This window comes from Mesorhizobium sp. M7A.F.Ca.ET.027.03.2.1 (assembly GCF_003999175.1).
GTDB lineage: Bacteria > Pseudomonadota > Alphaproteobacteria > Rhizobiales > Rhizobiaceae > Mesorhizobium.
This window is the reverse complement of the sequence record NZ_RZOM01000205.1, coordinates 1-7,054: the sequence shown is the minus strand read 5'-3', so window position 1 is coordinate 7,054 and position 7,054 is coordinate 1. Positions and strand designations below refer to the sequence as shown.

Annotated in this window: 7 protein-coding genes; all 7 read right to left on the bottom strand. The window is 62.8% G+C overall.

Annotated elements, in window-relative coordinates; translation table 11 throughout:
* Positions 1-944, bottom strand: a 944-nt coding sequence (locus tag EN750_RS11785) for an ATP-dependent metallopeptidase FtsH/Yme1/Tma family protein (protein ID WP_145967574.1), incomplete at its 3' end; no start/stop codon positions are given.
* 125 nt (positions 945-1,069) lie between these two features.
* On the bottom strand, positions 1,070-2,464 hold the full coding sequence (gene tilS, locus EN750_RS11780; protein WP_127396528.1) for a tRNA lysidine(34) synthetase TilS: 1,395 nt from the start codon (positions 2,462-2,464) through the stop codon (positions 1,070-1,072).
* 57 nt (positions 2,465-2,521) lie between these two features.
* Positions 2,522-3,631 (bottom strand): tol-pal system protein YbgF, encoded by a 1,110-nt coding sequence (gene ybgF / locus EN750_RS11775; protein WP_127396527.1) that lies wholly within the window; start codon positions 3,629-3,631, stop codon positions 2,522-2,524.
* Between the two features lie 228 nt (positions 3,632-3,859).
* A complete protein-coding gene (gene pal / locus EN750_RS11770; RefSeq protein WP_013529149.1) occupies positions 3,860-4,366 on the bottom strand; it encodes a peptidoglycan-associated lipoprotein Pal in 507 nt (168 codons plus the stop codon).
* 243 nt (positions 4,367-4,609) lie between these two features.
* Positions 4,610-4,987 carry a four helix bundle protein gene (locus tag EN750_RS11765; RefSeq protein ID WP_127396526.1) on the bottom strand — a complete coding sequence of 126 codons (378 nt, stop codon included), beginning with the start codon at positions 4,985-4,987 and terminating at the stop codon, positions 4,610-4,612.
* A gap of 36 nt (positions 4,988-5,023) precedes the next feature.
* Positions 5,024-6,334, bottom strand: a complete 1,311-nt coding sequence (tolB, locus tag EN750_RS11760) for a Tol-Pal system beta propeller repeat protein TolB (RefSeq protein WP_127396525.1) — start codon at positions 6,332-6,334, stop codon at positions 5,024-5,026.
* Positions 6,335-6,377: 43 nt separating this feature from the next.
* The coding region (locus EN750_RS11755; RefSeq protein WP_127396524.1) for an energy transducer TonB at positions 6,378-7,054 on the bottom strand (677 nt) is incomplete at its 5' end.

Below are 7,054 nucleotides of genomic sequence, written 5' to 3'. Positions count from 1 at the left end.
GGCCTGAGCAGGGCGGGGTCAAGCACGTCGGGCCGGTTGGTGGCGGCGATCAGGATGATGCTTTCGTTGGATTCGAAGCCGTCCATCTCGACCAGCAGCTGGTTCAGCGTCTGCTCGCGTTCGTCGTTGCCGCCGCCGAGGCCGGCGCCGCGATGACGGCCGACCGCGTCGATTTCATCGATGAAGATGATGCAGGGTGCGTTCTTCTTGGCCTGGTCGAACATGTCGCGGACTCGGCTTGCACCAACGCCAACGAACATCTCGACGAAGTCCGAACCGGAAATGGTGAAGAACGGCACATTGGCTTCGCCGGCAACCGAGCGGGCGAGCAGCGTCTTGCCGGTTCCCGGAGGGCCGACAAGCAGCACGCCGCGCGGAATCTTGCCGCCGAGCCGCTGGAATTTCTGCGGATCGCGCAGGAACTCGACGATCTCTTCCAGATCTTCCTTGGCTTCGTCGACGCCGGCAACGTCCTGGAAGGTGACGCGGCCATGCGCTTCGGTGAGCAACTTGGCCTTCGACTTGCCAAAGCCCATCGCGCGGCCGGAGCCGGACTGCATCTGGCGCATGAAGAAGATCCAGACGCCGAGGATGAGGATCATCGGCAGCCAAGAGATCAAATAGCCGAACAGCGAATTGGAACCGTCTGTTTCAGGCCGCGCATTGATGGTGACGTTCTTGTCCTGCAGCCGCGAGACCAGCGAAGGATCGCCGGGCGAATAGGTCTGGAAGCCGCTGGCATTGTCGGTGTAGGTGCCGCTGATGCGGGCGCCCGCGATGGTCACCGTCTTGACCCGGCCCGCCGCGACATCCTGCAGGAACTGCGAATAAGGCACATCGCTGGAAGCCCCTCGCGTCTGCGGCGTCTGGAACAGATTGAACAGGGCTATGAGCAGGACCGCTATGATCGCCCAGAGCGCGAGGTTGCGATAGTTCGGATTCATCAATTGTCCCGTTGGCGTCCGCGGGGCGGACACGCGTCATGAGAGGAAACTTGCGCCTAACATAGGGAGAGCACCTCCCCTTGCCAAGCATAACAGCACGTCTGGGTTAAGCTTTCGCGCAACCATCAGCCGGCACTATGGCCGCTGAAAGGCAAGGGCGGGACCGGGGCCGCGCCAATCAGCCCGGCGACGGCCTGCGCCGGCGCCAGGTCGAAGGACGGCAGGAAGCGGGCAAAGGGACTAACGACCGGCCGCACTTCCACCATCGCAGACTTCAGTTCATATCCAGGCAAACCAAGGCATTCCCCGGCGTGCCACAACGCCGGTTCGGCCGCGAGCGCGGCGCGCATCAGGCTCGGCGGGGCTTTTCCTTGGCCCGTCGCCAGCCGCTTCGCCGCTGCCGTGCCTAGCGGGGCAATCAACAATGCGCTGCTGCTGTCGTTCAATGTGATGCGCCGGCGGCCATCCCACAGGGTGCTGCCAGTAAGGGTTGCGGCGGCGGGCAGGCCGCGCGCCTCGCGGCGCAGGAAGATGCCGGAGCGCCGGGAATCGACAACCGTCCGCGACAATGTGGCGCAAAGAAATCCAGCCCTCAGCCGACCGAACAGAGCCTCGCTGCGGGCCTGATCCGGCAGGAAGGCAATTCCGCCGGTCATGGCCAGCAGGATACGCAACGCATAGACGGCCGCTCGCTCGTCGCCTGTGTTCAGCAAGAGCGGATCAAGACGAATGAGCCCGCAGGACAGCCGGGTCGCGAAATCGCCGATCAAACTTGCGGCGGCGAGGCCGAGTTGACTGCGCGCGCGGCCCTCATGCGCGGCCAGCGCCAGTGCATCGTCGATGCGCTGCGCACCGTTGCTGTCGGCAAGGGCTGCCCGCACACGCGGCCGCTCGAAGGCCGCGTCGATATTGGTGGGGTCGTCGGCCCAGCCGACATTCTCACGCCGCAGGACGTCGCGCAGCGCCTCGCGCCGCAACCCGAGAAGCGGCCGAACGATCCACTCGCGCCAGTCATACAAGGTGGCCGGCGCCATGCCGGCAAGTCCCCGGCCTGCCATTTCGGCATGGCCTTGGCCCCCGTCCCGCGCCAATCCTTCTTCGCGCGCTTGCCGCATCAGCACCGTCTCTGCCTGGTCATCGGCGGTATGGCCGGTGAGGATCAGGCCGATGCCTTCAGCTTGTGCCGCCTCGGCCAGCAGCCGGTAGCGCACCTCGCGAGCAGCCGCGGGCAGGCCGGTCGATGGCTTGGGGCCCGACCATGTCAGGATGCGGTGTGAAATTCCGAATCTGGCGCACAGCTTCGCCACTGTTTGCGCTTCCGCAGCCGAACCGGACCGCAAACCGTGGTCGATCGTTACCGCCAGCAGCTTGGTTGCCGGCGCCGTGCAGTCGAGATGGTGCTTGAGAAGAAGGAGCAGGGCGGTCGAGTCGCTGCCGCCGGACACGGCCGCAACAGCGCCGCTGGTAAAATCGATATGCGAAAGAGGGTTAGTCGAAAGGTCCGGCTCGGTGTCGAGCATAATGCATGTCGCCCAAAAGTGATCCCGGTTTCAGGACAACGACATGTAGGACAAGGATCAGCAGGCAGCCAGAGCCTTCTCCTGCTTGACGCGTTCCTTGAGCGCACTGGAAATATCAGGGTAGCGCTTGCCGACCTCGCTGAAGGTGGCACAGGCAACGTCATGCTGCTTGAGGCCGACCAGCGACACGCCGAGCTTCAGCAACATGTCGGGAGCTTTCTTGGCCTTGGGGTAGTCCTTGCTGGCGGCAAGGAACGTCTCGGCCGCATCGCGGTATTTCTGCTGGCCGAGCAATGACTCACCCAGCCAGTAATGCGCGTCCGCCGCCTTCGCATCCTTGGGGAAGCGGGCGATGTGGTCGCGAAAACCTTGCTCGGCGGTGCCGTAGTCACCCGAAAGGATGAACTGGTAGGAGTTGCGGTAAAGCTCTTCCGGGTTGTTGGTGGCGGGCAACGCCGCGACCACCGTATCGGATTTGCCGGCCTTGGGCGGCGCCCCGGCGACTGGCGCGGTGTCCTGCGCCGGCGCGGTCGATTGTGTGTTGCCGCCGGCATCGATGACATTGCCATTCTTGTCGACGGTGATGGTGCCGAAATTCTTTTCCGGCGCTCCCGTACCGGGAATAACCTTGCCGGGGTCGCCGTCGGGAGATTCGACGATGACGTCCTCGACCGTCTTGCCGCCTGCCGATTGATCGTTGGCGGGCGCGGCGCCGGCATCGGCCGGCGCCCGTATTGCCGGGGCCGCCGCCACATCGTTGTCGGTGCCGGTGGTGGCGTCCGATTTCTTCTGCGCCGGCGGCTGCCCGCCTTGCGTGCCGCCGCCTTCCAGCTGCTGGAAGCGGAATTCATTGTCTTCCTGCTGCTTGCGGATCTGCTCCTGCATCTGCAGGACCTGGAAATTGAGTTCCTCGATCTTGCCGTTCATCTGCCGCAGCTGCTCTTCCAGGCTGGTGACAGCGGCAGGATCGGATTGCACCAGCTGAACCTGGTCCGGTTTCTTCTTTTGACCGAAAAGGCTGGGCAATTCGATACTGGGAAGATGGAAGGTAAAGCCGCTGTCGGTTGATTGCCCCGTGCCGCTCGCCCCGGTGCCGCTGGCCAGGGCGGTGACGCCTGATAGGAGCAGCAGCGCAAGCGTGCCGCTCAGAACCGATCTCAAATGCATGTGCCTCTCGCAGTGATTTCGTTAGCTTGTTCGCGCCTTCCAACCAGAATGGGACCAGCCAAGCGCCCTCGGCTCATAGCAGGAGCCGAGACTTCGGCCAAATTTTGTTTCGAGCATCGTCCGGATATGAAAAAGGCGGCCCCAAGGCCGCCTTTCGCACAGGTATGTTGCATTTTTAACGCTAGACGGCCGCGTGTTCTTTGACGCGCCGGTCGGCTGCGTGATGCTTCAGGAGCCAGCGCCGCTAAGCGTGGTGACCGCGCGGCGGTTCTGCGACCAGCAGGAGATGTCGTCGCACACCGCGACCGGACGTTCCTTGCCGTAGGAAATGGTCTTGAGACGGCTGGCCGAAACGCCCTTGGCAACGAGGAAGTCGCGGGTGGCGGCGGCGCGGCGGGCGCCGAGCGCCAAATTGTATTCGCGCGTTCCGCGTTCGTCGGCATGGCCTTCGACGACGATGGCATACTGCTTGTACTGGTTCAGCCACTGCGCCTGGCGCGAGAGCGTCGTCTGCGCGTCGGCACGGATCGAGGTCGAGTCCGTATCGAAGAAGATGCGGTCGCCAATGTTGACGGTGAAGTCCTGCGCCGATCCGGGTGTTGCGGCGCCGGCGCCGTTAAGGCCAAGATCGGCCGCGTTGTTCGGCGTCTTCTTCGAGGCGCAACCTGCGATGGCGAGCATCGCCACCAGCGCGATCATGACCGGGTTTCTGGTAAGTGCTGCAATACGGCCCATGCCGCCTCTCCTTCGTATTTCGAGTGATCTATTTTGAGTGATTTCGTTGATCACCCAGTAACCACGTTTGGGTTAACCGGCATTCAAGAAACACGGTTAATTTTGCTTTAAGCTGCCCGTCCGCAGCCCGTTGCCTGAAGCCACATTTCACGCGGACCCTAGGCGTAAATACGGCCAAAACGCGACAAAGAGATGGAAATGAGGAATTGAAGAGTTGGGGAATTGAGGAACTGAAGAGAGAATTCACTTCAGCTTTTCTCTCGGATTGATCAGCATGCCGTAGATATGGGCATAGGATCGCAGCCAATCGTCGTGTTGTGCCTGGCTGGTGTATCCAAGGTCGAACGCATAGGAAATCCACGTCTCCACCTCGCTGCATGACCCCATTGCCATCGAAATGAACCGCGCGAATTCGGGTTTGGAGTGAGTCTGCTTGGCAAATCCCTCAGCCAAATTGGCGCAGATTCCTTTGCTGGAGCGACGCAACTGATCAGCCAGCGCGTATTGCTCCATTTTGGGGAAAGCGAGCGTAGCTTTATGGACGTCAAGAGAAACCACATAAGCGCGCTTATATACCTCTAGATCCTTCGCGCGATTAATGTAGCCGCCCGCCTTCTCCATTCTTCAGTTCTTCAATTCCCCAGTTCCTCAATTCCTCTATTCAAGCAGCGGCGACCAGGCCGGGTCCGAAGCGAAGTTCGCCGTCGGGATCGATTGCTCGTTGCGTCCGGTCAGATCGACCGAAACCAGTTTGGGCCCACCGGCGGAATCGCGGAAGAACATCAGCACGCGGCCATTCGGCGCCCAGGTCGGCCCCTCCTGCTGGAAGCCGGAGGACAGGATGCGCTCGCCCGAGCCGTCGGTCTTCATGACGCCGATCTGGAATTCGCCGCCGGTCTGCTTGGTGAAGGCAATCAGGTCGCCGCGCGGCGACCAGACCGGCGTCGAATAGACGCCGTCGCCGAAGGAGATGCGGGTCTGGCCCGAACCGTCGGCGCCCATCGAGTAGATCTGCGCACGGCCGCCCCGGTCGGAGGTGAACACCACCTTGCTGCCGTCGGGCGAATAAGACGGCGAGGTGTCGATGGCGGTCGAGTTGGTCAGCCTCGTCGTCGAGCGGCTGCGCAGGTCCATGGCGAAGATGTTGGAATTGCCGTCGTCGCGCAGCAGGCTCATGATCACCTTCTGGCCGTCGGGCGAAAAGCGCGGCGCAAAGGTCATGCCGGGGAAATTGCCGACCAGTTCGCGCTGCCCCGTTTCGATCTGCAGCAGGTAGACCCGCGGCTGGCCGCTTTCATAGGACATGTAGGTGATTTCCTGCCGGTTCGGCGAGAAACGCGGCGTCAGCACGATCGACCTGCCGTCCGAGAGATAGCGCACATTGGCGCCGTCCTGGTCCATGATCGCGAGGCGCTTCTTGCGCGCATTCTTGGCGCCGGATTCGTCGATGAAGACGACGCGGGTGTCGAAATAGCCTTTTTCGCCGGTCAGCCGCTCATAGATGGCGTCGGCGATGATGTGGGCGACACGCCGCTGATTGGCGTCGTTGGCGAAGAACTGCTCGCCAGCCATCTGCTGGCCGGCAAAGGTATCCCACAACCGGTACTGGGCGCGGATGCGGCCGTCGGCTTCCTTGCTGACGCTGCCGGTGACCAGCGCCTGCGCGTTGATCACCTTCCAGTCATCGAAGCGCGGTGCTGCATCGGGGTTGGTGATCTTCTCGATAAAGGCGCTCTTGTCGATCGGAGCGAACAGACCCGAACGCTTCAAATCGGCGGTGACGATCTGCGAAATCTGCGCCCCAAGCGCGTCGCCGCCCTGGAAATCCGTGATGGCGATCGGCAGCGGCTCGACGTTGCCCTTGTTGACGTTGAGCTCGACCAGCGCCAGCGCCGGCAACGTGCTGGCAGCGGTCATGCCCATCGCCATTGCTGCGACCATCAGGAGCGGCTTGAGGATTGATTTCATGTCTTCTCGCTTCTCGTACTGATTTTCGGATACGCGGGCCGCCTTAGAGGCCCAGCATCTCCCTTGGATCGAAGGTGACGCGGACGTCGGCCCAGATATCCTGCTTGCCGGCGGGAACCTGCAGGCCGGTGACATCGCATTTTTGCACCGCACGAACGGCACTTTCGTCGAACTGGCGGTTTCCGCTCGACGTTTCGACCGCCGGACGTCCGTCCAGCTTGCCGGAGGCATCCAGGTTGAACCGCACCACGACGACGAAGTTCTCGGAACCTTCAAGGCCCGCGGGAAGGGTCCAGCAGCCGCCAAGCTGGCTTTCCAGGGCACCCATTTCGGACCTGGAAAGCTTCTGGCCCTGATCCTTGTCGCCGCCGAGCGACGCCTGCTGGGTCGAGCGCTTGGCGCCACCGCCGGATGGTTTCTGCTTGTCGAGGAGCGCGGAGATCTCGTCGGCGTTGAATTGCTTGTCGTCGGACTTCGGCTTCGACGACGCTTCCTTGACCGGCTTGTCGGCGTTCTTGCGTTCCGGCGCCTTGGCGCTTTCGGCCTGCGCCGGCTGCGGCTTCGGCCGCGCTTCCGGCGCGGGCGCGGAATCCGGCAGCTGCGTCGCCTCGGCGGGCGGCTCCTGCGCTATGGCTTCAGCGACGGCGTCGGGCGTCGGATCGATGGCTGCGGTCTTGTCCTGCGGTGGCGGGGTTGGCGCCGGCTTGGCCGGTGTCGGCT

Bases quoted from the DNA above. Each gene is read 5' to 3' on its own strand.
- tilS (WP_127396528.1), bottom strand. From the start codon at position 2,464: ATGCTCGACACCGAGCCGGACCTTTCGACTAACCCTCTTTCGCATATC.
- tolB (WP_127396525.1), bottom strand. From the start codon at position 6,334: ATGAAATCAATCCTCAAGCCGCTCCTGATGGTCGCAGCAATGGCGATG.
- ybgF (WP_127396527.1), bottom strand. From the start codon at position 3,631: ATGCATTTGAGATCGGTTCTGAGCGGCACGCTTGCGCTGCTGCTCCTA.
- pal (WP_013529149.1), bottom strand. From the start codon at position 4,366: ATGGGCCGTATTGCAGCACTTACCAGAAACCCGGTCATGATCGCGCTG.
- EN750_RS11765 (WP_127396526.1), bottom strand. From the start codon at position 4,987: ATGGAGAAGGCGGGCGGCTACATTAATCGCGCGAAGGATCTAGAGGTA.